Annotated in this window: 25 protein-coding genes; 7 read left to right on the plus strand and 18 right to left on the minus strand. The window is 60.8% G+C overall.

The window, feature by feature from the left end; translation table 11 throughout:
- On the minus strand, positions 1 to 605 hold a 605-nt coding region (locus J2046_RS04010; protein WP_210049774.1), incomplete at its 3' end, for an ATP-binding cassette domain-containing protein.
- Positions 606 to 626: 21 nt separating this feature from the next.
- Complete coding sequence (locus J2046_RS04015; protein WP_210049776.1) at positions 627 to 1,790, minus strand: M20 aminoacylase family protein; 1,164 nt, start codon at positions 1,788 to 1,790, stop codon at positions 627 to 629.
- Positions 1,791 to 2,114: 324 nt separating this feature from the next.
- Between J2046_RS04015 and J2046_RS04020 the strand changes: the two genes are divergently transcribed.
- The 4 genes from J2046_RS04020 (at position 2,115) to J2046_RS04035 (ending at position 6,172) form a co-directional block, all read left to right on the plus strand.
- A complete protein-coding gene (locus J2046_RS04020) occupies positions 2,115 to 3,821 on the plus strand; it encodes a peptide ABC transporter substrate-binding protein (protein WP_210049778.1) in 1,707 nt (568 codons plus the stop codon).
- A 74-nt stretch (positions 3,822 to 3,895) separates the two neighbouring features.
- A complete protein-coding gene (locus tag J2046_RS04025; protein WP_210049780.1) occupies positions 3,896 to 4,906 on the plus strand; it encodes an ABC transporter permease in 1,011 nt (336 codons plus the stop codon).
- Positions 4,899 to 5,825, plus strand: a complete 927-nt coding sequence (locus J2046_RS04030; RefSeq protein ID WP_210049782.1) for an ABC transporter permease — start codon at positions 4,899 to 4,901, stop codon at positions 5,823 to 5,825. Before J2046_RS04025 ends, J2046_RS04030 begins: the two co-directional genes overlap by 8 nt.
- A 149-nt stretch (positions 5,826 to 5,974) precedes the next feature.
- Positions 5,975 to 6,172, plus strand: coding sequence for a CsbD family protein (locus tag J2046_RS04035; protein ID WP_037154602.1), 198 nt, complete (start codon positions 5,975 to 5,977; stop codon positions 6,170 to 6,172).
- A gap of 304 nt (positions 6,173 to 6,476) precedes the next feature.
- On the opposite strand, the gene J2046_RS04040 is transcribed toward J2046_RS04035, so the two are convergent.
- The gene (locus J2046_RS04040; RefSeq protein WP_233469535.1) at positions 6,477 to 7,421 is read right to left on the minus strand and encodes a sensor histidine kinase; all 945 of its coding nucleotides are present in this window, start codon (positions 7,419 to 7,421) and stop codon (positions 6,477 to 6,479) included.
- Positions 7,422 to 7,795: 374 nt separating this feature from the next.
- Positions 7,796 to 8,590: a response regulator gene (locus J2046_RS04045; RefSeq protein ID WP_210049784.1), complete on the minus strand. Its 795-nt coding sequence runs from the start codon at positions 8,588 to 8,590 to the stop codon at positions 7,796 to 7,798.
- Positions 8,591 to 8,759: 169 nt separating this feature from the next.
- Here J2046_RS04045 and J2046_RS04050 point away from each other — a divergent pair, with 169 nt between their 5' ends.
- Together J2046_RS04050 and J2046_RS04055 are read left to right on the plus strand one after the other, a co-directional pair.
- The gene (locus tag J2046_RS04050; protein ID WP_037154745.1) at positions 8,760 to 8,942 is read left to right on the plus strand and encodes a NepR family anti-sigma factor; all 183 of its coding nucleotides are present in this window, start codon (positions 8,760 to 8,762) and stop codon (positions 8,940 to 8,942) included.
- Positions 8,939 to 9,505: an RNA polymerase sigma factor gene (locus J2046_RS04055; protein ID WP_210049786.1), complete on the plus strand. Its 567-nt coding sequence runs from the start codon at positions 8,939 to 8,941 to the stop codon at positions 9,503 to 9,505. Before J2046_RS04050 ends, J2046_RS04055 begins: the two co-directional genes overlap by 4 nt.
- A 6-nt stretch (positions 9,506 to 9,511) precedes the next feature.
- Here the strand turns inward: J2046_RS04055 and J2046_RS04060 are convergent, their stop codons facing one another.
- The gene (locus J2046_RS04060) at positions 9,512 to 9,865 is read right to left on the minus strand and encodes a response regulator (RefSeq protein WP_210049788.1); all 354 of its coding nucleotides are present in this window, start codon (positions 9,863 to 9,865) and stop codon (positions 9,512 to 9,514) included.
- Positions 9,866 to 9,993: 128 nt separating this feature from the next.
- Between J2046_RS04060 and J2046_RS04065 the strand changes: the two genes are divergently transcribed.
- Positions 9,994 to 10,752, plus strand: coding sequence for a Crp/Fnr family transcriptional regulator (locus J2046_RS04065; RefSeq protein ID WP_210049790.1), 759 nt, complete (start codon positions 9,994 to 9,996; stop codon positions 10,750 to 10,752).
- A gap of 106 nt (positions 10,753 to 10,858) precedes the next feature.
- On the opposite strand, the gene J2046_RS04070 is transcribed toward J2046_RS04065, so the two are convergent.
- From J2046_RS04070 to J2046_RS04130, 13 genes are all read right to left on the minus strand, one after another.
- The gene (locus J2046_RS04070; RefSeq protein ID WP_210049791.1) at positions 10,859 to 11,314 is read right to left on the minus strand and encodes a hypothetical protein; all 456 of its coding nucleotides are present in this window, start codon (positions 11,312 to 11,314) and stop codon (positions 10,859 to 10,861) included.
- Positions 11,311 to 11,661 (minus strand): ElaB/YgaM/YqjD family protein, encoded by a 351-nt coding sequence (locus tag J2046_RS04075; protein WP_037154624.1) that lies wholly within the window; start codon positions 11,659 to 11,661, stop codon positions 11,311 to 11,313. Before J2046_RS04075 ends, J2046_RS04070 begins: the two co-directional genes overlap by 4 nt.
- A 266-nt stretch (positions 11,662 to 11,927) precedes the next feature.
- The gene (locus tag J2046_RS04080) at positions 11,928 to 13,328 is read right to left on the minus strand and encodes an amidase (RefSeq protein WP_210049793.1); all 1,401 of its coding nucleotides are present in this window, start codon (positions 13,326 to 13,328) and stop codon (positions 11,928 to 11,930) included.
- Positions 13,329 to 13,350: 22 nt separating this feature from the next.
- On the minus strand, positions 13,351 to 14,169 hold the full coding sequence (locus J2046_RS04085) for an ABC transporter permease (RefSeq protein ID WP_210049796.1): 819 nt from the start codon (positions 14,167 to 14,169) through the stop codon (positions 13,351 to 13,353).
- On the minus strand, positions 14,166 to 15,116 hold the full coding sequence (locus tag J2046_RS04090; protein ID WP_210049798.1) for an ABC transporter permease: 951 nt from the start codon (positions 15,114 to 15,116) through the stop codon (positions 14,166 to 14,168). The genes J2046_RS04085 and J2046_RS04090 overlap by 4 nt, the downstream gene beginning before the upstream one ends.
- Before the next feature lie 154 nt (positions 15,117 to 15,270).
- Positions 15,271 to 16,800, minus strand: a complete 1,530-nt coding sequence (locus J2046_RS04095; RefSeq protein WP_210049800.1) for an ABC transporter substrate-binding protein — start codon at positions 16,798 to 16,800, stop codon at positions 15,271 to 15,273.
- 127 nt (positions 16,801 to 16,927) lie between these two features.
- The gene (locus tag J2046_RS04100; RefSeq protein ID WP_210049802.1) at positions 16,928 to 17,872 is read right to left on the minus strand and encodes a LysR family transcriptional regulator; all 945 of its coding nucleotides are present in this window, start codon (positions 17,870 to 17,872) and stop codon (positions 16,928 to 16,930) included.
- A gap of 84 nt (positions 17,873 to 17,956) precedes the next feature.
- Positions 17,957 to 18,706 carry an ABC transporter ATP-binding protein gene (locus tag J2046_RS04105; RefSeq protein WP_210049803.1) on the minus strand — a complete coding sequence of 250 codons (750 nt, stop codon included), beginning with the start codon at positions 18,704 to 18,706 and terminating at the stop codon, positions 17,957 to 17,959.
- A complete protein-coding gene (locus J2046_RS04110) occupies positions 18,703 to 19,548 on the minus strand; it encodes an ABC transporter ATP-binding protein (RefSeq protein WP_210049805.1) in 846 nt (281 codons plus the stop codon). Before J2046_RS04110 ends, J2046_RS04105 begins: the two co-directional genes overlap by 4 nt.
- Complete coding sequence (locus tag J2046_RS04115; protein ID WP_210049807.1) at positions 19,545 to 20,477, minus strand: ABC transporter permease; 933 nt, start codon at positions 20,475 to 20,477, stop codon at positions 19,545 to 19,547. Before J2046_RS04115 ends, J2046_RS04110 begins: the two co-directional genes overlap by 4 nt.
- The gene (locus J2046_RS04120) at positions 20,474 to 21,520 is read right to left on the minus strand and encodes an ABC transporter permease (protein WP_411828470.1); all 1,047 of its coding nucleotides are present in this window, start codon (positions 21,518 to 21,520) and stop codon (positions 20,474 to 20,476) included. The genes J2046_RS04115 and J2046_RS04120 overlap by 4 nt, the downstream gene beginning before the upstream one ends.
- Before the next feature lie 56 nt (positions 21,521 to 21,576).
- Positions 21,577 to 23,184 carry an ABC transporter substrate-binding protein gene (locus tag J2046_RS04125; RefSeq protein WP_210049811.1) on the minus strand — a complete coding sequence of 536 codons (1,608 nt, stop codon included), beginning with the start codon at positions 23,182 to 23,184 and terminating at the stop codon, positions 21,577 to 21,579.
- Positions 23,185 to 23,231: 47 nt separating this feature from the next.
- Entirely contained in the window at positions 23,232 to 24,281 is a 1,050-nt protein-coding gene (locus J2046_RS04130) for a dipeptidase (protein ID WP_210049813.1), read from the minus strand.
- Positions 24,282 to 24,307 lie beyond the last annotated feature (26 nt).

Raw genomic sequence — 24,307 nt, forward strand, 5'->3', positions numbered from 1 at the left:
GTCACGTCGAGCGCTGTGGTCGGCTCGTCGGCGATCAGAAGCTTCGGCCTGGAGGCGAGCGCCATGGCGATCATCACCCGCTGCCGCATGCCGCCGGAGAACTGGTGCGGATATTCGTCGTAGCGGCTTTTGGCATTGGGGATGCGCACCTTTTCGAGGAGCCGCACCACCTCCGCCTTGGCGTCTGCCTTGGTGATGTCCTTGTGGACGGTGAGCGCCTCGGCGATCTGCTTGCCGATCGGGAAGATCGGGTTGAGCGAGGTCATCGGCTCCTGGAAGATCATCGAGATCTCGTTGCCGCGCACCTGGCGCATCTGTTCCTCCGGCAAGGACAGGAGTTCCCTGCCGTTGAGAAATACCTCGCCGTCGATACGGCTGGAATTCTTCGGCAGAAGCCGCATGATCGACAGCGAGGTGACGCTCTTGCCGGAGCCGCTCTCCCCGACGATCGCCACCGTCTCGCGCGGCGCCACGTCGAAGGAAATGTTGCGCACCACCGTGCGCCATTCATCGTTCACACGAAACGACGTGGAAAGGTTCTTCACCGACAGGACGGGTGTAACCGAACCGCCGCTCGCTTCCATCGAATTACCCGAAAGCAGCATGGAAATCTCCTTTGACCGGGATCAGGCGGCAAGCGCGGTTTCGGCGAGTGTCACCCAGTAGCTGACGCCATAGGGAATCGCCTCGTCATTGAAGTCATAAGCTGCGTTGTGAAGGCTGGCGGTCTCGCCATTGCCGATGAAGATGAAGGCTCCGGGTCGCTTCTCCAGCATGTAGGAAAAGTCTTCCGCGCCCATATGGGGCGGCACGCCGACATGCACGGACTTCGAACCGGCAACCTTTCCGGCGACCTGGACAGCGAAATCGGTCTCGTCGTCATGGTTGAAGGTGACGGGGTAACCGCGGTTATAGACGATGTCGGCCGTCGCGCCATGGGCGATTGCGGTGGACTGTGCCACTTCGGCGAGACGCTTTTCCGCAAAATCGCGGGTTTCCGGCAGCAGCGTCCGCACCGTTCCGGTCATCTTGACGAAAGCCGGAATGACGTTGCTCGCCTCCCCGCCATGGATCGACGCAACCGTGACGACGAGCGATTTCAGCGGGTCTGTCTCGCGCGAGACGAGCGATTGCAGCGCCAGTACGATATGCGAGGAGACAAGTACCGGATCGATGGACAGATGCGGCTGCGCGGCGTGGCTGCCGCGGCCGTGGACGGTAATCTCGAACGTGTCGGCGGCCGCCATGACGCCGCCCTTGCCGATCGCAAAATGCCCGACCGGCAGGCGCGGTTCGTTGTGCATGCCGTAGACTTCCTCGATGCCGAACTTTTCCATCAGGCCGTCATTGATCATCGCCAGCGCGCCTGCGCCCCCCTCTTCCGCCGGCTGGAAGATCACCGCGATCGAGCCTTTGAAATTCCGGGTTTCGGCAAGATATTGCGCGGCCCCCAGCAGCATCGCGGTATGGCCGTCATGGCCGCAGGAATGCGCCTTACCCGGCGTCTTCGAAGCCCAGGGCTTGCCGCTCGTCTCGAAGATCGGCAATGCATCCATGTCGGCGCGGAAGCCGATCACCGGGCCTTCGCCCTGGCTGCCTTTGATGATGCCGACGACCCCGGTCTTGCCGATACCGGCCTCGACAATGTCGCAGCCGAAGGATCTGAGCTTTTCGGTGACGAATTTGGACGTCTCGTGAACGTCGTAGAGCAGCTCCGGATTCTGGTGCAGATGACGCCGCCATTCGGCAACCTGATCCTGCATTTCGGCGACGCGATTGATAACCGGCATGTAATTCCCCATCGTGTTTTTAACTGTTTATGGTCTGGCCGGGGCGGATATTGCGACGCGAAGATGGGTTTTTGCAAGCTTCAATTTTCCGGCTTGAACGGAAAATAGGCCTATGCTTAGATGGCCCAAAATTTGGTCACGTTCGCCTGAGGCGACACGATGCAACCTGTTCTTAAGCCAGCATTTGAGGAGGATGAAGAGAGAAACATCATGCGAAGTCAATGCTTTAGGAAATGACTTCGCAATCTCGTGGCGTTGCAGGCCGGCATGACCGGCGAGCCACAAAACACAACTCATAAAAGAATGTTCAAGGGGAATAGCAGCATGAAAAACCTCAAACTCCTTCTGGCCGGCACAGTTGCCGCGCTTGCTTTCGCCGGCTCTGCCGCTCATGCGGAGCGCGGTACCGACGGGGACCTCAAGATTCTGTTCTGGCAGGCGGTCTCAACCCTCAATCCCTATCTTTCCGGCGGCACCAAAGAGGTCTATTCGTCCTCGCTGGTCATCGAGCCGCTGGCCCGATACGACGAGAAGGGTGAACTTGCTCCGTGGCTCGTGACGGAGATTCCGACCGTCGAAAACGGCGGCGTCTCCAAGGACATGATGAGCATGACCTGGAAGCTGAAGCCGGATGTGAAATGGTCCGACGGTACTCCGTTCACAGCCGACGATGTCGTCTTCACCTGGAAATATTGCGTCGCTCCGGATGGAGGCTGCGCCCAGAAAGCCCAGTATGAAGGTGTGACAAGCGTGGAGGCAGTCGATCCGCACACGGTCAAGATCACCTTCAGCGAGCCCAAATACTACCCCTATAGCGCGTTCGTCGGCGCTCAGTCGCCGGTGATCCAGAAGAAGCAGTTCGAAAACTGCGTCGGCGCCAAGGCTCCGGGCTGCACCTCGGCCAACTTCGGCCCGATTGGCACCGGCCCATTCGTCGTGAAGGATTTCAAGCCGAACGACGTCATCACTTATGCGGCGAACCCGAACTATCGCGACCCGGCCAAGCCGGCCTTCGCGACCGTCACCCTCAAGGGCGGCGGCGATGCCGCATCGGCCGCCCGCGCTGTGCTGGAGACCGGCGAGTTCGACTACGGCTGGAACATGCAGGTCGAGCCGGAGGTTCTCGCCACCATGCTGAAGGCCGGCAAGGGCGAGCTGGTAACGGCGTTCGGCACGCAGGTCGAGCGTATCAACCTGAACTGGTACAACCCCGACCCGAAGCTCGGCGACAAGCGCTCCACCAAGGAGGCAGGCCCACATCCTGCTTTGAAGGATCCGGCCGTCCGTCGCGCTCTTTCCATGGCGATCGACCGCAACATCATCGATGAGGCGGGTTATGGGGAGGCCGGCCGTCCCACCTGCAATATCGTTCCCGGACCGGAAGCCTACGCCTCCACAGCCAATGACTGGTGCCTGACGCAGGATATCGAAGGCGCTAACAAGCTGCTCGACGAGGCCGGCTGGAAGAAGGGCCCGGACGGCATCCGCGCCAAGGACGGCGCGCGCCTGTCGTTCCTCTACTCGACCTCCACGAACTCGGTCCGCCAGGCGACGCAGGAGCTGGTGAAGGACATGTGGTCGCAGATCGGCGTGGACGCCGAACTGCGCAACGTCAGCGCCTCGGTCTTCTTCGGTGGCGATCCGGCAAGCCCGGACACCTTCCAGAAGTTCTATGCGGACGTCGAAATGTACACCAACAACTTCGACGGCACTGACCCGGAAAAGTACCTGGCGGAATGGCTCTGCGACAAGGTTCCGAGCCCGGAGAATGGCTGGCAGGGGCAGAACATCCCCCGCTACTGCAACCCGGAATACGACAAGCTGGTTGCCGAACTCTCCAAGACGGCCGACATCGAAAAGCGGATCGAGCTTTCGAAAAAGGCAAACGACATGCTGACCGAGGAAGGTGCTCACATTCCTCTCATCTACCGCGGTCAGGTCTCCTCGCATTCGGTTTCGCTTGACGGCGTGAAGATGAACGCCTGGGACTCCGAACTGTGGAACGCCGCCGACTGGTCGCGCAAGAAGTAATGACGATCGCCGGGCCTGCTTGGAGCAGGCCCGGCGGCCGCATTTTTCTCCCGCGCTAGTCCGGAGAGGTTTCCATGTTCACATACACTTTGCGGCGATTGCTTTTCGCAATCCCGACCCTGCTGATTATCAGCTTCGTCATCTTCGCACTGCTGGACCTCGCGCCCAGCGATCCGACCGGTGACCTGCCGCTGACGATCCCGCCGGAGGTCCGCGAACAGATCCGCGCCTCGCTCGGCCTGGATCAGCCCTTCGCCATTCGCTACCTGAAATGGCTGCAGCAATTCTTCGTCAACGAACCGCTCAATATTTTTGAAAGCCTGACCGGCTGGCAGGTTGGTGACGGCGATCGCATGCGGGTTCTGTCCTGGGCGACCCGAAGCCCGGTGGTCGACCTGATCGTCCAGCGCCTGCCGCAGACGCTCTGGGTTGTTGGTCTCGCCTATCTGTTCGGCGTGCTGATCGCCATTCCGATCGGCGTCATCTCCGCCTATAGGCAATATTCGATCCTCGACCAGATCGGCACTTTCCTGGCGATGGTGGGTTATTCCGTACCGACCTTCTTCACAGGTGTGCTGCTCATCGTCATCTTCTCCTCCTACCTGCAATGGTTTCCGTCCGTCTATGACACGAACCTGAGGGTCACGGACTTCTCGACCTTCGTCGCGCAGGTGAAGCAGATGGCGCTGCCGGTTGCGGTCCTGGCGCTCTATAACGCAGCCCAGATCACGCGTTTCGTGCGAGCGTCGATGCTGGACAACCTGCATCAGGACTATGTGCGCACGGCGCGAGCCAAGGGCGTCAAGGAAAAGACGGTCCTGCTCGTCCACGTGCTGCGCAACAGTCTGATCCCGGTCGTCACGGTCATTGCCCTTGGGGTACCGACGATCTTCTCGGGCGCCATCATCACCGAGCAGATCTTTCGCGTGAACGGGCTGGGCCAGCTCCTGATCACGGCCGTGCAGGGTGCCGACATCCCGCTCGTACAAACGCTGACCTTCATTTTCGCCGTGCTGATCGTACTCTTCAATCTCATCGCCGACGTGCTTTACGGCATTCTTGACCCGAGGATCCGTTATGACTGATGCGACCATAACAGCCACACAGCCCGTCGAGACGAAGACGCCCGCCCGATCCGCCTTCGGCGACATCTGGCACCAGTTCCGCGCCCATCGGGGCGGCGTCGCCGGGCTGGTGATTTTCGTCTTCATCCTGCTCGCAGTCTTCATCGGCCCGTATATCCATCGGGTGGCGCCGAATGCGATCAACATCCGCGACAAGAACCAGTGGCCGTCGCTCGCTCATCCTTTCGGCACCGACAATCTCGGCAAGGACATGCTTGCCCAGGTGCTTGCCGGCGGTCGCATCTCGCTCGCCGTCGGCGTGACGGCCATGCTGCTTGCCCTCTTCCTCGGAACGCTGGTCGGCGTGCTTTCCGGTTATTTCCGCAGGCTCGACGGGCCGTTGATGCGCATCACGGACCTCTTCCTGGCGCTGCCGCTCCTGCCGTTGCTGCTCGTCATACTGATGCTCTTCCGCGATACGCTCCGCGCGACCTTCGGCCCGGAGACCGGCATCTTCATCCTGATCGTCTTCGTGATCGGGATCACGAGCTGGATGCATACCGCCCGTATCGTCCGCGGCGATGTGCTCGCAGTCAAAAGCCAGGAGTTCATCCTGGCGGCGAAATCGAGCGGCATGCGGGAATTCCGGATCATCATCAAGCATATCCTGCCGAACGTCCTGAGCTCCATTATGGTCTCGGCGACGCTTGGCATCGCTTCCGCAATCATCACGGAATCGGCGCTGAGCTTCCTGGGCCTCGGCTTTCCATCGGATTTCCCGACCTGGGGCCGCCTGCTCTTCGACGGCGCCAATTTCCTGCAATTGACGCCGTCGCGCGTTCTCTGGCCGGGTCTGGCGATTTCGCTCACCGTACTCAGCGTCAACTATATGGGTGATGCTATCCGCGACGCGCTCGATCCGAGGGCCCTGAAACACTGAGCGTTGAAGCCTCTGATCCTATCCAGGTTTTGAAAATGGCGGCTCCGGCCGCCATTTTGCTCTCCGCTGTCCCTGGAACCCATAAGCCTCTGCGTCGTTTGATTCCGAGAGCGGATGTCGCTCGAAGAACAAAGAAGGAGATGAGCCAGATGAACTGGAATCAGGTTGAAGGCAATTGGGAGCAGTTCAAGGGCAAGGTCCAGAGCCAGTGGGGCAAGCTGACCGGCGACGACCTCGACGTGATCGCAGGTAACAGGAAACAGCTCGCCGGAAAGATCCAGGAGCGCTACGGCAAGGCACAGGAAGAGGCCGATCGCGAAGTGGAAGACTGGCTCCACAGGCACTAAAAATTTTTTTTCGAACCTTCGGAACCTATTTCAAGAAGGCTCGTTATAGCAGTGTTCGAAGGCGACCCCCCCGTCCCCCGCCCTACAAAAGCCTTCGGACAAACTCTTCAATCCCCCTCGAAGAGACGAACTGGCTCGGCTCCGTCCATCGGAACCGGGCCAGCTCAGTTTTGGTGGATAGCGAATAGCGAATGAATATTCCCCGGTTCGCAGACCAAAGGGCGGCCATGGAAGGAAGCGTTATGTTACGAATACCGGCCAGCTGCCGCAAAGACTATCCGCTATTCCCTACTCCCTATTCGCTTCAATCCCCACCGCTTTCCAGCGGGAAGACCAACTGATAGCGGATCCTGTCACGCGAAATGACGTATTGAGCCTTGCCGTTGACAGAGGCCGGCACGACGCGCTCCAGCACCGTGCTGCCGAAATGCGATTTGAGCGCCTCTTCTTCGTCCTCATCGGATTTACGGCTGATTTCCAGCGCCTCGTCCCAGGTGATTTCGAGCGCGTCATGACCGTTGAGCTGGGTGCGGGCGCAGGTGACATTGATGACGCTGCCGCTGCGGAGCAACGAACCGTGGCTCACCGCATTGACGATCAGCTCATGCAGGGCAAGGCCGAGATGAAGCGAAGCATTCGGCGTAAGCAGCACGTTATCGCCATTCACACGCACGAGGTGCGTGTTTTCGGGCAGGTATTTTTCCGTCTGCTGCTGTACCAGTTCGAAGAAATAGGCGCCCCGCCAGCTGGAATCGGTGATCAGGTCCTGCGATTGCGAGAGCGAATAAAGCCTGCCGCGGAACTTGTTCAGGAAAAGTTCGAGCGAGCCGGAATACCGGGCCGTCTGCAGCGCGATGCTTTGGATGATCGCAAGCAGGTTCTTGGAGCGGTGGCTGACCTCCCTGAGCAATGCCCTGAGCAGCCGCTCTCGATGCCGTTCCTCGGACCGGTCGATGATGGTCGTGACCAGATGAACGCCGCCCCTCGCCAATTCCACCGCCTGCACCCGGAACTCGTAGATCTGCTCGGTCCCGACGGCGATCTCTATATGCCCCTTGTTGCCTGGCTTGATGATCCCTTCCTTGAGGGTGCTCAGCTTGGCTGCAACCTCCTCGCCGAACAGGCTGAGATCGCTCGGCGTCGAAAAGTGCTCGTTGGCCCAGATGTCCGGAAGATTGGTAACGAAGAGATAATTGCGTTGAGAATCCTGGATGATCACGCTCGCCCCCAGATCAACGAGCGCGGGCATGAAAAATTCACGTAACTTGTCATCACTCTGACCAGCTTGCTGCCATGTCAGGGGATGCACCAATTTCTCACTCCCTCTGCGGGCTTTCGGGAAAAAACGGGCGTCCGCTGAAGAGACGCCCGATTTATGATCTCTTGTCATTTATAGATTGTCACAGATGCTGGAACAACCCGACAGGGCATCAGCATAGGTGGGAACAGAAAGAACAGAACCTGGGCGATATTGCCCACGCACCTGCAGCTCCATCGAAGCTGGCCGCAGCAGCCAGGAGCAGGAACACGACGGAGCATAATATCGCATATTTTCCTCCTTCTCGGATGCATGCCAAACGCCATCCTGTTGCATTCGTTCCCGACCGCTTCTGCAGAGATGAATCAGGCAGCCGCCTTGACTGCCTCGTTGAAGAACAAGGCCTGGCTGATCAGCGCCTTCACCATGTCTGGATTGAACGGCTTGGTGACGAGGAAGGCGGGTTCCGGACGTTCGCCGGTCAAAAGCCGTTCCGGGAAGGCGGTGATGAAGATCACCGGCACGCTGGAGGATTTCAGGATCTCATTGACGGCGTCGATGCCGGAACTGCCGTCGGCAAGCTGGATATCGGCCAGCACCATCTTCGGATGCGACGACTGGAAGAGCGAGACGGCCTCCCTGTGCGTGCGTGCGATGCCGACGACACGATGGCCGAGATCCTGCACCATCTGCTCGATATCGAGCGCGATCAGCGGTTCGTCCTCTATGATCATGATATCTGTCGCGACCTGACGCGAGATTTCGCGGGTCGCTTCCTCGAGCAGGCGGTTTACCTCCGCGACACTGACGTCCAGGACTTCCGCGGCTTCTTCTACCGTAAATCCCTCCACCGAGATCAGCAGGAAGGCATGCCGCGCCTGCGAAGGCAAGGTAGCCAGATTGGCGGCTGCGCGCTGCTCCCATGCGAATGGCGATTCCATCGGTCGGATATCTATATTCGTGGAACCAAAAATCGTGACGAAGAGTTTATAAAGCGAAACACGGTCCTTGGACGTTTCCGGGAATATCGAAACGTCTGCGATCAACGCTTCCAGGACCGCAGCAACATAGGCGTCTCCCGAGGTCTGCGACCCGGTGACGGCGCGTGCATATCGGCGCAAATATGGAAGGTGGGTCGCAACGCGTGTAGTTAGTGACATACAAAATCTCCCCTGATGCCCAGCGGCAATTGACCTGTTATGAACGTGACCATGCAAAAAAAGTTCCGCAAGATGGGAACTTTTTTTACTATCGTGAATTTTCCGCCCAGCAATATCGTAACAGGCCTGCGTGATGAGTGACGAAGACGACAACAGAAAAAAAGACGAGATGACAACAATTCAATCCCAAGAAGTCAGACCTGGAGCGGTACCTCCGAACGCATCCATTTCTCGAAAGCTGCGTGAATTCTACGATGCAGTGCAGGAAGAAGGGATTCCGGATCGTTTTCTCGAACTGTTGGAACGTCTTGAACAGGCCGAGAAGAGCGCAAAGCCGGTGAATGTAAAATGAGCGGAGAGAAAGAGAGCGACGATCGCGGCTTTAAGCGCGACCTTCTTGCATCGCTGCCCAATTTGCGCGCTTTTGCAGTATCTCTGACAGGCCGGCACGACAAGGCAGACGATCTCGTGCAGGATACGATCATGAAGGCCTGGGCCAACCAGTCGAGCTTCACGGCCGGCACGAACATGCGCGCCTGGCTGTTCACCATTCTACGCAACGAATTCTACAGTCAGATGCGCAAGCGCGGTCGCGAAGTGCAGGATAGCGACGGCCTGTTCAGCGAACGCTTCTCGGTGCATCCCGAACAATACGGCCGGCTCGATCTGCAGGACTTCCGCAAGGCGCTCGACAAGCTGCCGGACGACCAGCGCGAGGCAATCATTCTCGTAGGCGCTGCAGGCTTCGCCTATGAGGAGGCCGCTGCAATCTGCGGCTGCGCCGTCGGCACGATCAAGAGCCGCGTTTCACGTGCTCGCAGCCGCCTCCAGGAACTTTTGGGGGTTTCCGGCGAAGGCGATTATGGCCCCGATCCCGGCGATGCCGCGATCACGGCCCGCGCTTTCGGTAGCTAGGCTCTATCATTCCAAAATGCCGTTCACCCGAGCGGCATTCCTCACAGCCTCGACCAATTGCTGTTCGTCGAAGGGCTTTGCCACGACGGCAGTACTGGGCCAGGTTGGAAGCCCGGCCAGTTCCTCGTCCACCAAAGTGGAAAACACGATGCCGGCGCCGCTTGCGCGCAGCCGGTGCGCCTCGTCGGGATTTTGCCCAAGGCTGGAATCGGCCAGAACGACATCGAAATTGCGGCCTTCCAGAACCGGCGGGTAATCACGTGGCATGGCAATTTGAATTTCACAGGTCATCGCACTGCTGAGAATGCGTTCAGCGCCCATAGCAACGAGATATTCCAAATCAATGATAAGAATTCGCAAAAGCGTCGCCCTCATTCGAGTGCAAAAACGCCCTAGATCATTGAACGAAGAGCGCGTCATTTAAAAAAGATACAGACGGGAAGAAAACGCCAAGCTATGGTTCATCCGCCCTGTCTTCATGGAGTCCCATGGCCACGTCCACACCCGCCATTCTTCCGCGCGTTAGCTGCGATCAGTGCCCTCTGCGCCAATGTCGGAGCTTTCGTGATTTCTCCTCGGAGGAACTTGGCTTCGTGCATGACTTCAAGACAGGTGAATTGTCCGCCGCCCAGGGTATGTCGATCATGGTGGAGGGAGAACGCAACCCGCAGCTCTATACCGTGCTGTCCGGCTGGGGTTTCCGATATAAGATCCTGGAGGATGGGCGCCGTCAGATCCTCAATTACGTGCTGCCAGGCGATCTGATCGGACTGCAGGGCCACCTCATGGAAGAGATGCAGCACTCTATCGAGGCGCTAACGCGGATGACGCTCTGCATCTTCGAGCGGGACAAGCTTCCGAAGCTCTTCCGCCATCACCCCTCGCTTGCCTACGACATTACCTGGCTGGCTGCTCGGGAAGAATCCATGCTTGATGAACATCTTCTCAGCATAGGCCGCCGCAGCGCCCGCGAGCGTGCGGCCTATCTCTTCGCATTTCTCGATGCGCGGGTAAAATCGGTCGCCGCTGCGCCGGCTGACAAACCCTTCATCTTGCCGTTGACGCAACAGCACGTAGCCGACACGCTCGGCTTCTCGCTTGTCCACACGAACAAGACGCTGCGCAGACTGGTCCAGCAAGGGCTCATCCGCTGGCTCGATCGCGGCTGCGAGGTGCTTGACACGGAAAGGCTCTATCATGTCGCGGAATGGCGGCCGCCCAAGGAGGACAAGCGGCCATTCATCTAGAGCATGTCGCGCCAAAGTGTGCAGCGTTTTTGCGATAGCGACATGTGTGAAAACAAGAACTTAAAGCGTGCCGGATGAATCTGGGAGATCGCGACACGCTTTAAGATCATTCGGCAGGTTCGTCCGCATCGCGGCTCGCCGCCCCCATGTTGCGGGTAAGCAGGAATCCGAGCCCAGCCGCAATCCCGACAAGCAGGAGCGGCCGCGATTTCATGACGAGCGGCAGAGCCGAGATCGCCGCGGTCACCATCAGCGCCTTGTTGCTGCTTGCCGCCGCGGCCTCGCGCTTGCGCCGCTCTTCGGCCCGGTTTTCCATCATCACCCAGAGGAGAACGATGAGCGCCAGGACGAGCGCCCCACCCGCCACGGCAAGCAATGCCATCGGCAATCCCCACATCTGGCCAAGATAGACGGCGAGCGCGGCGACTGCCAGCACATAGGCCGTCAGCAGGAAGACCAGCATGAAGGCGTAGAGGATCGCGTTTCGCTTGAGCCGACGCGCGAACGCCGCGACATCCATCGCGACGAGCGAGGCCAAAAGGGGGCCTAATCCTGCCATCATGAGCGCCGCATCATCAGCGCGAACAGGAAACCCACGCCTGCGGCGATGGCGACGGACTGGATAGGGTTCGTGCGGATCTGGCGCTCCAGGTCTCGCTCCAGCGAGACGGCCTGCTCGCGCGCAGCTTCCACCATGTGCATCGACGCATCAGCGGCCTCATGCGCGGCGCGGCGGGCCTTGCCTTTGTATTCACTGGCCTTTTCGTTTCCTACGGCAGCCACGGTCTTGGCGAGAGAGGCGATATCCTCGCGCAACTGCTGGAGCTGAGCTTCGATCTCCTTCGATGAGGCCGAGTTCTGGCCGTTACCGCCGCGGGCGAATTCACTGGTCGGATTGGCAGTGGGCATATCGATCTCCTGGGTTTATCTGTTCTTTTGAAGCATGCAGGCAGACGGCCGGCTTTGCGGAAAATCAAATGACGCGGACGGCGAGACGTCGATCAAGGGCTCGGAATACCCAAGGCCACAGGGATATGCCTCTCATCTTCAACCTCCTCGACAAGCGCATGGCGAGCGCGCAGACCTGCAAACAGGTTGCGGGAATTGAACGCAGCAAAGGCGTGATTGTTCCGCGATATCGTCCGGAGACGAAAGGCCGAAAGACGAGAAAGAGACTATAGGACTGCCGTCGGCGGCTCTGGCCATTGGCTGATACCGCCCGTCCATTGCTCGAAGGCACGCGACAGCTTGAGCACGAAGAGGTCGTCATAGCGCGGGCCGACGATCTGCAGCCCGATCGGCATGCCGGATTTCGAGAAGCCGCAATTGATGGACGAGGCTGGCTGTTCCGACATGTTCCACGGCACGGTGAAACCGATATGCTCGAAGGGCAGCGCCGGATCGTTGGTGGGGGAGGCCCATTCCGCCGGATAGGAGACGATCGGATTGGTGGGCGAGATCACCGCATCGACGGTGGTGAACAGCTTTCCGCAGGTCTTGCGCATCTCGATCGTCTGGTTGAAGCCGCGCACCGCCTCGACGCCGGAGACATGCGCACCGCCCTTCGCCCATTCGTAGATATAGGGCAGAATCAGCGCCCGCCGCTCTTCCGGCATTTTCTCGATATCGCCCCAGAAACGGGCGCGCCAGAAATTGTCGAGGCCGTCCAGCATCTGGCGGGTGATGACCGGCCCGACCGGAACGACGATCGCACCCGCCTCCTCGAAGCGCTTCGCCGCGGCAATGACCGCCTCGCGGACATCCTCGTCGACGGCCAGGCCAACCCCGGCATCGAGCATCAGGCCAATCTTCATGCCCTTCACATCGATGGCGGAATCGAGCCAGTCGAAATCGTTGGGCGGTAGCGACGTGCCGTCGCGCCAGTCCGGGCGCGACAGCGTCGCCATGGAGATTGCCGCGTCCTCCACCGTGCGGGTCATGGGACCAGCGCAGCGTCCAACATAATAGGGATCGACCGGAATGCGGCCCTGGCTGGGTTTGAAGCCGAAAAGCCCGGTCCAGCCGGCCGGCAGGCGCACCGAACCGCCGATATCCGTGCCGATATGGAGCGGCCCGAAACCGGCCGCCCCGGCTGCGGCCGCGCCGGCGCTCGATCCGCCGGGGTTCTGCGTCAGGTCCCAGGGATTGCGGCTCAGGTGATGGAAGCTCGAAAGGCCGGAAGAGAGCATACCGTAATCGGGGCATGTCGTCTTGGCGAAGATCACCGCGCCATCCTCCCTCATGCGCGCGGCGATCGGAGCATCCTCCGCCGCCGGCACGAGCTCCACCGCCGCGGTCCCGAGCGGCACCGGCTGGCCTTTCGTGGCGATCAGTTCCTTCAGTGTCACCGGAATGCCGTCGAGAGGCCCGAGCGTCTTACCCTTCATCCAGCGCGCGGTGGAGGCCGCAGCCTGCTCACGCGCGTTTTCCGGATCGTAGAGATAGAGCGCCTGCACATGCTGCTCGAAGGCCGCAACGCGCGCCTCAACCGCCAGCCAGTATTCGGACGGCGAGAGTTTCCTGGCGGCGTAGAGGCTTGCAATCTCGCGGATGGTCAGTTTCAGAAGGTCGTTCATCGGAATATCTTTGCGTTCGAAATCAGGAATTGTCGCGGGGATCGAGCAGGTCACGCAGGCCGTCGCCCAGCATGTTGAGACCGAGAACGGCAAGCGCGATCGCAAGCCCCGGCATCAGCGCCAGCCAGGGCGCTTGGCCGAGAAAGGTCTGGCTGTCGGCGAGCATCCGCCCCCAGGTCGGTGCTGGCGGCGGCATGCCGAGACCGAGGAAGGAAAGACCCGCCTCGGTGAGGATCGCAAGACCGAGCTGGATCGTCACCTGAACGATGATCTGGTTCGATATGTTCGGAAGCACATGCGCGAGCGTGATCCTGGCCTTCGGTCGGCCCATACCGATCGCCGCCGTCACATAGTCGCGGGTCCATATCTGCAGCGCGGCGCTGAGGGTGAGCCGCGCGAAGACCGGCACCATGAAGACGGCGATCGCAATGATCGCGGTGAACCGGCCGGAGCCGATGAAGGCGCCGAGCATCATCGCCGACAGGATCGGCGGTACGGCGAAGACGATGTCGCAGCCGCGCATGACGACGAGCTCTAGGAGACCGCGCCGCATGGCGACGATTACGCCGACAGCCGTGCCGACGCTCGCGCCGATAAGCACCGCAAGGATGGAGGTCGACAGCGAATTCCAGGCGCCGACCATCAGCATGGAGGCGACGTCGCGGCCGAACTGGTCGGTGCCGAGGAGGCCGAATTCGAGCGGCGCCTTGAGCCTCTGGACGATCTGCATGCGGGTCGGCGGAAACGGCGTCCAGACGAGAGACAGCAGTGCGACCGCAAACAGCGCCAGCGTGATGACGAGCCCGATGAGGAAAACGGGACGGCGAAGAACACGTGTCATTGCGCACCCGCCCTCAGGCGCGGGTCGATCAGGAGATAGGCGAGGTCGACGAGGAAATTCATGAGGATGACGAGACCGGAGAAGAACAGCACGACATCCTGCATGACGACGATGTCGCGCTGGGACAGCGCCTGATAGGCAAGCCGTCCGAGGCCCGGCAGGTTGAAGACGTTTTCGACCAGCACCGCGCCGGCGATCAGGAAGGTGAATTGCAGGCCGAGCATGGTGACCACCGGCACCATCGCGTTTGGCACCGCATGCCGCCAGATGGCAATGCCTTCGCTCAGGCCCTTGGCGCGGGCGGTACGGACAAAATCCTCGTTCATCACTTCGAGTACCGCGGCGCGCGCCACACGGGTCAAGACACCCGCCTGCGGCAGGGCGAGCGCCACCGCCGGCATCAGCAACGCGTTCAATCCGGCAAAAAACCCGGCATCCCAGCCGGGGAAACCGCCGGCCGGCATCAGACCCAGCGTGGTGGAGAAGAGGATGATCAGCAGCAACCCGACCCAGAAGGCGGGAACGGCGATGCTGATGTAGGAAAGCAAGCCGGCGACGAAATCGAAGACGCCATTGTGCTTTCGCGCCGCCTGCACGCCGAGCGGGACAGCGACGAGAACGGAGAGGACGATCGCCATCAGCGCCAGCGGAATGGTGACCGCCAGCCGTTCGGCGATCAGGCCGGCAACCGGCACGCCATAGGTATAGGACTGACCGAGATCGCCCCGGAACACGCCGGCAAGCCAGGCGAGGTAGCGCACCGGCAGCGGCTGGTCGAGCCCGAGCTGGGTCCTGAGCGCCGCAAGCGTATCCGGGCTTGCCGAGGTACCGAGCATGATCGCCGCCGGATCGCCGGGAAGCAGGTCCATCACCGTGAAGATGAGCAGCGAGACGACCAGCAACGTGATGACGAGGCTGAGGATGCGGCGGATGAGGATGGAGATCATGAGTCGCGCCCCTCATCCGGCTGCCGCCACCTTCTTCCCGCACGCGGGGAGAAGGGATATGCCGCGCCCGCACCTTCAATCTCGAACGGTTCGCGTGGCACGTCCCCTCTCCCCGTCACAACGAGGAGAGGGTTAGGGTGAGGGACAGCATTCATCACTCTTCCCAATGCACGTCCGTCAGAACGTTGGACGGGATCGGCTCGTTTTCCCACAGTCCCTTCACCCTGGCGTCCCAGACGCCGAGCTTCGGCATGACGAAGAGGTAGAGCGCCGGCGCGTCGTTGGCGAGAATGGTCTGCGCCTCGCCGTAAAGTGCCTCCTGCTCGGCCGGATCGGAGGTCGCCTCGACCTTTTTCAGCACGTCGTTGAAGGCCGGGTTCTTGTAGTTGAAGTAATAGGGATCGCGGGCATAGATATCGATGTCCATCGGCTCAGCATGCGCGACGATGGTCATGTCGTAATCACCCGCCTTGAAGACGTCGGCCACCCATTTCGCCGGAAACTCCGTCGTCTCGATATTCATCGTCACGCCGATCTCGGCAAACATCGCCTGCAGTACCTGCGACGTGCGCTGCGCATAGGCCATCTGCGGCGCCTTCATCGTGAAGGTGAAACCGTTCGGATACCCCGCTTCCGCAAGCAATGCCTTGGCCTTTTCAGGGTCATAGGAATAGACGCCGGTCAGATCCTTGTAACCGCGGTCGTTCGGCGTGTAGTGGCTGCCGATCGGCGTTCCGAAGCCGGACCAGGCGCCTTCCACGACGGTCGCCCGGTCGACGGCCATCATCAGGGCCTGGCGCACCTTCTTGTCGCCGAAGGGCTTGCGCGTGTTGTTCATGCCGGCGACGACCTTCAGCTCAGTATTGCCGATGACGGTCGCCAGCCGCTTGTCGCCCTCGAAGGACTTGATGAGTTCCGGCGCGCCGAATTCCGGGAAGGCGTCGACGTCGCCGGCCTTCAGTGCTGCGGCCTGGGCCTGCGCATCGCTGATGAAGCGGAAGGCGGCGGTATCGAGCTTCACCGAAACGGCCTGGTTCCAATAGTCCGGGTTCTTGGCGAGATCGACCTTCGAGCCCTTGGCCCAGCCCGAGAACTTGAACGGACCGGTGCCGATCGGCGTCGTCTTGTTGTCGGCGGCCGATTTCGGCTCGACCATGACGGAAGAGGGCCAGCCGAGCCAGTAGAGCAGGCTGCCGGCCGGCTGCTTGAGTTTCAGTACCAGCGTGGAGGCGTCCGGCGTCTCGATCGTGTCGATCGAGGCAAAATAACGCTTCTGCGGATTGACGGAATCGGCGCCGCGGGCTCGATCGATCGAGAATTTCGCGACCGAGGAATCGAAAGCCTCGCCGTTGTGGAATTTCACACCCTGGCGAAGTTTGAACGTATAGGTCAGCCCGTCTTCGGAAATTTGCCAGCTTTCGGCGAGTTGCGGCTGGACCTTGCCGGCCTTGTCGATCGTCGTGAGGCCCTCGAAAATGTTCTGCCAAGTCACCTGGCCAATCGCCACGGGTGCAGCGATCGTCGGGTCAAGCCCAGCGGGCTCAATTGCCATGCCAACGGTGATCGCCGTCTTCGGCGCGGCTTCAGCACCGTGCTGCGTGAGAAAAAGTCCCGCCGCCGTCATAAGACCGAAGGCGGCACTTCTCAAAATCGTGGCGGAGCCCCAAAACGTCATCCTGCCCATCCATCGTCCCCTTTTTGGTAAGCGACCCGCCTGATCGGCACCTGCGGGGTCGCGATTGCCAGAAGTGTGTCATTTCGCAGGTGCACACACAATGTAGAATTTTGTGTTCCCTGTGTAGCCGAAAACGCTACACAGAATATATTTGATCAGTGGCTTTTAGGGGTGCCGATTTGCGCATGTCGGCGCCGCGCATGAAGCGCTCTATGAAATCGACGAGCTTGCCTGCGGCGAAAGAAAGCTGCCGGTCCGGCGTGACGCAGAGGTCGATCGGCGTGCGCACCGCCTTGCCGGCGGCGATCGGCACGGCGACGAGCTGGCTCGCCTCGATCTCCCGGCGCACGGCAAGCGCCGGCAGAAGCGTGACGGCCGCTTTCCGCAACACCAGTTCCTTCAGCATCTCCAGAGAGCCGGTCACGAAAACCGGATCGAGCTCCAGCCCTTCTCTGGAAAAGATCTCCTCGAAAGCCTGCCGCGCGCCAAAGCTCTTGTCGGGCAGCGCGAGCGGCATCCGCACGAGATCGCGGAGCGTGAGTTCCTTCGCATTCGCCGACGGGTGATCGGCCGCCATGATCGCGTCATAGGTGATCTCGGAGCGCAGGCGCACCTTCACGCCGGAAATCTTGGGCGCGAAGAGCGTCACGACCAGATCGGCCTCGGCCGCAGCAAGCGCTTCGACCGCCTCGCGGGCGCTGGTGATCGCCACCTCGAACCGGAGCTTCGGATAGCGCAGACTGAATTCCGCAAGCACCGGGGCGATGAGGTTCGCGACCGTCGCGCCATTGGCGTAAATCACCACCCTGCCCCGCTGCAGCCCCTGCAGGTCGTCGATGAGCTGGTGGACGTGTTCAAGCTCGCGCAACGTCCGTCCCGCCCGCGCGGCGAGAAGCTCGCCGGCCGCCGTCAGCTTGATGCCGCGGTTGCTGCGTTCGACGAGCGGGGTCCCGAAATAATGCTCGAGGTTCTCGATCTGCCGGGAGACGGCAGTCGCCGCGACATTGAGGTTTTCGGCCGCCGCTCGCATGGAGTTCGTGCGCACCAGTTCATCGAAATACATAAGCGCGCGAAGCTGCATGCGATCCTGCCGGCTGCAGCAATTCCAGAAAAGTGTGTCGCGGTTTTCCGTCCGGAATTGCTTGGAAACAAATAGAGACGCCCCTCAACCGCGGCGGAAACCTTCGCTGGCGACGAGCAACTGGCGCGTATATTCCGCCGAAAATTCACGTTTTTCCAGAGCCGCTGCTGGCAAAGTCTCGACAACTTTGCCCATCTTCATCACCGCCAGCCGCTCGCACATGTGACTGATGACGCCCAGATCGTGGCTGACCATGATGAAGGTGAGGTCACGGTCGCGGCGCGCCTGTTCGAGCAGGTTTAAGATTTCCGCCTGGATCGAGGCATCGAGCGCCGAGGTCGGCTCGTCCAAAAGCAGGATCTTCGGTTCCAGGATGAGCGCCCGGGCGATCGCTATGCGCTGCCGCTGCCCGCCGGAGAGCTGATGTGAATAGCGGAAGCGGAAGCCGGAGCCCAAGCCGACCTCGTCCAGCGCCCGGGAGATGCGGGTCTCGATATCGTCGAAGCCGTGGATCAGGAGCGGTTCGAGCAGCAGGCGGTCGACCGTCTGGCGCGGATGCAGCGAGCCGTAGGGGTCCTGAAAGACCATCTGGACGGTGCGGTAGAACTCCTTGTCCCGGCTCCGGCCGGAATAGGGCCTTCCATTGACGGAAAGCGTACCCTGATCGAAGGAGGCGAGCCCGGAAATGGCACGCAGCAGCGTCGACTTGCCGGAACCGGACTCACCAACGATGCCGAAGGATTCGCCGGACCCGATATCGAAGCTGACATGGTCGAGTGCTGCGAAATCCTCATAGGTGACGACCATGTCGCGGATGGAAACGGCCGAAGTCATAGCGCCCACTCCGGCTTGCGGTCGAGGACAGGCAGCGGATGCCGGTGCGAACCGATGGTCGGCAGGCAGTTCAAAAGCCCGCGCGTATAGGGATGCTGCGCATGGGCAAGATCGGCCGATGGCAGTTCCTCGACGATCTTCCCCGCGTACATGACGATGACGCGATTGCAGAAGGAAGAGACGAGCCGGAGATCATGCGAGATCAGGATCAGCCCCATGCCGCGCTCCGCCACCAGTTTATCAAGGATGGAGAGCACTTCGAGCTGCACGGTGACGTCGAGCGCCGAGGTCGGCTCATCGGCAATCAGAAGCTCCGGACCGCAGACGAGCATCATGGCGATCATGGCGCGCTGGCCCATGCCGCCGGAGACCTCATGCGGATAAAGGCCGAAGACGCGTTCCGGATCGCGGATCTGCACGGCTTCCAGCATCGAAAGCGCACGTGTCCTCGCCTCGGACGTCGAAACATCCTCGTGTGTCTTCAACGTCTCGACGATCTGCCGACCTATGGTCATCACCGGATTGAGCGAATATTTCGGATCCTGCAGGATCATCGCGATCCGCTTTCCGCGCAGCGCTCGCCGCTCGGCCTTGCGCATGGAAAGAAGATCGCGGCCGGAGAAAGCGAGCTTTCTGGCCGTGATCGACGCATGGGCCGGTGTGAGCCCCATGATGGCGCGGCCGGTCTGCGACTTGCCGGATCCGGACTCGCCGACGATGCCGAGCCGCTCTTTCCCAAGCGTGAAGGAAACGCCGCGCACGGCGCGTACTTCACCGGTGCGGGTCGGGAACGTCACGCGCAGGTCTTCGACTGTCAGAAGCGGGGTCTGTCCATTCGTCATTGGCCCGCCTCCTTCGGATCGAGCGCATCGCGCAACCCGTCGCCGAGCAGGTTGAAGCCGAGGCTGACGACGAGGATTGCGACACCCGGCATGGCGGCGACCCACCACTGGTCGAGAATGAAGCGGCGGCCGGAGGCGATCATCGCGCCCCATTCGGGCAGCGGCGGCTGCGCGCCAAGGCCGAGGAAGCCAAGGCCGGCAGCGGTCAGGATGATGCCGGCCATATCGAGCGTGACGCGCACGATCAGCGACGAGAGGCAGAGCGGCATCACATGCCGGATGATGATGCGAAGCGGCGAAGCCCCCATCAGCTTCACCGCGGCAATGAATTCCGAGTTGCGGAAGGTCAGCGTCTCGGCGCGGGCGATGCGTGCATAGGGTGGCCAGGAGGTGACGGCGATCGCCAGAATCGCGTTCTCGATCCCCGGCCCGAGCGCAGCAACCAGCGCCAGAGCGAGCACGAGCTTCGGAAAGGCGAGGAAGATGTCGGTGATGCGCATCAGCACCGCATCCAGCCAGCCGCCGGCATAACCGGAAGCCGTGCCGACGATGAGGCCGATGGGTGCGGCGATGATCGCCACCAGCACGACGACGAGCAGCGTCAGCCGCGATCCGTAGATCAGCCGCGAGAGGATGTCGCGGCCCTGGTCGTCCGTCCCGAGCAGATAGCCGGCCGTGCCCGGAGGCAGGAGGCGCGCGTTGCGCAGGTCGCCGACGACCGGATCATAGGGCGCAAGCACGTCGGCAAGGGCTGCGACCACCAGCAGAAGGATCAGAATCCCCAGGCCCACCAGCGCCAGGCGATTTTCGGCAAAGCGGCGCCAGATGATATAGGCGCGACCGAGACGCGCCTGCTGGCGCGAGGCCGGTCGGTCGGATAGCAACCATGCGCGGCTATAGGGTTTGAGTGCGATTTCCGGAATACTCATCGGCTGCGGGTCCTCGGGTCCAGTGTCCGATAGAGAAGATCGGAGAAGATGTTGATGCCGACGAAAACGGACCCGATCACCAGCGTGCCGCCGAGCACGGCATTCATGTCGGCGTTCTGCAGAGAATTGGTGATGTAGAGGCCGAGCCCCGGCCAGGAGAAAATGGTTTCGGTGAGAACCGACCCCTCCAGGAGATTGGCATAGGAAAGCGCGATCACCGTCACCAGCGGCACGGCGGCGTTGCGCAACGCATGGAACCAGATGATGCGGGCCTCGGAAAGGCCCTTTGCCCGCGCCGCCACGATATATTCCTGGGAAAGCTCGTTCAGCATGAAGGAGCGGGTCATGCGGCTGATATAGGCGAGCGAGAAATAGCCAAGCAGCGCTCCGGGCAGCGCGATGTGGCGGAAGAGATCACCCACCACGTCCCACTGGCCCTGCATGGCCGCATCCAGCAGGTAAAAGCCGGTCTGCGGCGAAAAACTGTATTCGTAGACGATATCCACGCGGCCGGGAAAAGCCACCCACCGTAGTTGCGCGTAAAAAAGCACCAGCGCCAGGAGGCCGAGCCAGAAGATCGGCACGGAATAGCCGATCAGGCCGATGACGCGGACGATCTGGTCGGCGACGCTGCCGCGCTTGACGGCAGCAAGAACGCCGAGCGGTATGCCGAGAATTGCACCGATCAGCGTTCCGATCGTTGCAAGCTCCATGGTGGCGGGAAAGACGCGCTTGATATCCTCCAGCACCGGATTGCTGGTCAGCACTGAAGTGCCCAGATCGCCGGAAAGTGCCTGTTTCGAATAGATCCAGAACTGCTGATAGAGCGGCAGGTTCAAGCCCAGCTCGATCCGGGTCCGTTCATAGAGGTGGGCCGGAGCGCGGTCGCCAACAATCGCCAACACCGGGTCGATGGGCACGACCCGGCCAATGAAGAAGGTGACGAGCAGCAGCCCGAATATGGTCGTGACCACGGTCACCGCAAAACGCAGGACGGAAGCCGCAAAGGACGAAGCACGGCGCCGATTGCGCCGTGTCGCCACGGTTGTATCTGTAAGGGTCAAGAAATCAGCCTTCCGGGCTAGGGCCTATATAGGCCCTACTCCTTGGAAACGTTGAACACGTAGTTCGTATCGAAGGTCGGGCCGAGCTTGAAATCCTTCACGCCCTTGCCGACGCCGGCCACTTCCGTCTGCTGGAAGATCAGCGCGAACGGACCGGTTGCGAGCAGCTTCTTCTGCAGGCTTTCGTAGATTGCGGCGCGCTTGGCCGAATCCCGCTCCAGGAAGCCGGTCTTGGTTTCCTTCGTCAGCTCCGGAATATCCCAAGCGTTGCGCCATGCGAGCGTCTTTGACGTCCCGTCATCGGCATTGTTCGGGTTTGACGTGAAGGTTTCCGCATTTGAGTTCGGATCCCAGTAATCGACGCCCCAATAACCGATATACATGTCATGGGTGCGTGCACGGTATTTGGTCAGCGTCTGCTTGCCATCGCCGGGAATGATCTCCATCTTGATGCCGGCCTGGGCGAAGGTCTGCTGGATCGATTCCGCAATGCCGGTGGTCGGCTGGTTGTTGCGCACGTCCATGGTGACGGAGAACCCGTCCTTCAGGCCGGCCTTGGCGAGCAGTTCCTTGGCTTTGGCGACGTCGAGCTTGTAGGGCTTGTCGTCGATCGCACCGAGCAGGCCCTTCGGCAGGAAGGTCTGGTGGATTTCACCGACGCCTTTGATAAGGGTCGCCTGGATCGCATCATAGTCGACCAGGTATTTCATCGCCTCGACGACTTCCGGCTTTGCAAGATTCGGGTTCTTCTGGTTCATGCTGAAATAGAAGACCGAACCCTTCGGGGTGCTGGTGATCGTCGTCCCCTTCTTGGAAACCGCGTCGATATCGTTCGGCTCGAGATTGCGCGCGACGTCGATATCGCCGTTGTCGAGAGCAAGCCGTTGCGCGGCACTTTCCTTCATGTGGCGATAGATGACGCGGTTGAGCTTCGGCTTCTCGCCCCAGTAATTGTCGTTGCGCTCCATCACGACCACTTCGTTGGCGCGCCATTCGCGGATTTTATAGGGCCCGGAGCCCGCGAAATTGCTCTTCAGCCATGCGTTGCCGTAGTCGTCATTGGTGACATGCTGCGAAACCAGTTGCTTGTCGACCACGGCGGCAACGGTCGCGGTCAGGCAGTTCAGCACGAAGGACGGCGCATAGGACTGGTCGACGGTGAGCACGAAAGTGCTCGGGTCCTTGGCAACGGCCTTTTCGGTGATGTTGTCCTTCTTCAGGCCGAACTGATTGAGGATGAAGGCTGGCGGTCCGTCGATCTTGACGGAACGCTCGAAGGAATAGGCAACGTCTTCCGCGGTGATCGGGTTGCCGGAGGCGAATTTCAGACCCTGCTTGATCTTAAACGTATAGGTGAGGCCGTCGTCGGATACCGTCCAGCTTTCAGCGAGATCCGGCATGACCTTCGATGTATCGTTGATATCAAGACGGACGAGACGGTCATAGCTGTTGCCGTTGATCTCGCCGGCCGAGAATTCGAAGGCCTGGCCCGGGTCGAGCGTGATGATGTCGTCGAAGGCAAGCCCGATGACGAGCGTATCCTTCGGCGTGACGGCGAATGCCTGCGGCGCGGCCGCGAGCATCACTGCGAGCGCAGCGCCCGTGGTCAGCAGACGGATTCGTCCCTTGAATGAATGGAGCATGGTCTGTTTTCCCCTTTTGGTTCTTTGGACCTTTGGGGAAAACCGCCCTATTCGTGCCAGGCCTTCCCCAAAACTCTGAGCCAGTTTTCCCGGCAAAGCTTTTTTAAATCTTCGCCAGCGTAGCCCGCTCCTCTGAGCGCCGCAACCAGATTCTGATTTCCTCCAGCATCATGAATCTCTTCGGGAATCGAGGCACCGTCGAAATCCGAACCGAGCGCCACGTGATCGATTCCCATGCGACCGACCATGTGGTCGACATGACGGATCATGTCTGAAAGCGGCGTCGAAACGTTGTCGCGGCCGTCGTCGCGCAGCATGGTCACGGCATAGTTCAGACCGACGAGGCCGCCGCTCTCCTTGACCGCGTCGAGCTGCCTGTCGGTCAGGTTGCGGGCGACCGGAGTAAGCGCATGGGCATTCGAATGGCTGGCGATCAGCGGCTGGTCGGTAGTCTTGGCGACATCCCAGAAGCCCTTCTCGGTGATGTGCGAAAGATCGATCAGGATACCGAGCCGGTTGCAGGCCCTGACGAGTTCGAAGCCGAGATCGGTCAGACCGGGACCGGTATCCGGCGACACGGGAAAGGCAAACGGCACGCCGTGGCCGAAGATGTTGTGGCGGCTCCAGACAGGGCCGAGCGAACGCAGGCCGGCGGCGTAAAAAACGTCGAGATTGCCGAGGTCCGGATCGATCGCTTCGCAGCCTTCCATATGCATGACGGCGGCGAAAATGCCGTCTTCCATCGCCTTGCGGATATCGGCCGTGGAGCGGCAAAGCCGCCAGGCGCCGGCCCGGTCGAGGCGAAGGGCGATAGCCGCCTTTTCAAGCGCGATGGTCACGGACGGCGAATGGTCGAGAGGTGCAGCAAGCGGCGTTTCGTAACGGCCATCTGCGTCGGGCTCCTTCAGGATGAGGTCGCCCGACGGGATATAGATAGCGCAAAGTCCGCCGGCCAGCCCGCCGGCCTTGGCGCGTGGTCCGTCGATATGGCCGTTCGGCGTGCCGTGCATGAATTCGGCGATCGGGTCGCCGCCCGCCTTCATGTTCCGCCAGAGCCGCAGAAGCACATCGTTATGGCCGTCGAACACCAGTTCCATGAAGCTGTTCCCGATTTCCTGTGAAA

The sequence above is a fragment of the Neorhizobium petrolearium genome (assembly GCF_017873175.1).
Lineage (GTDB): Bacteria > Pseudomonadota > Alphaproteobacteria > Rhizobiales > Rhizobiaceae > Neorhizobium > Neorhizobium petrolearium.